We start from the raw sequence: 233 nt of genomic DNA, 5'->3' as shown, positions 1-233 counted from the left end.
CCCCCCCCCCCTGAGTCACAGCCAAAACAAATTGGTATAAACTCCCCACCACCAACCCCGCCCGGTCTCCCCGGGCGGGGTCTTGCACGCAATCTGATCGGCAAACTCAAGGACCGGGAGGTTCACGAGGTCGGAGAGCGGCTCGCCAGCGAGACAGGCCGGATATTCAGCCAGTCGGCATCGGGGGAATATGTCACGGGCACCTACCGTCAGCGCATGGTGCTGGCCTCCGG

At 63.9% G+C, this 233-nt stretch carries 1 protein-coding gene; it reads left to right on the top strand.

Annotated elements, in window-relative coordinates:
* On the top strand, nt 1-233 hold a 233-nt coding region (locus B7G66_RS17595), incomplete at both ends, for a DUF3363 domain-containing protein (protein ID WP_239016145.1).

Source organism: Novacetimonas hansenii JCM 7643 (assembly GCF_000964405.1).
Taxonomy (GTDB): Bacteria; Pseudomonadota; Alphaproteobacteria; order Acetobacterales; family Acetobacteraceae; genus Novacetimonas; species Novacetimonas hansenii.
Note: the sequence above shows the minus strand (reverse complement) of the source record. Positions and strands in the feature narration are given on the sequence as shown.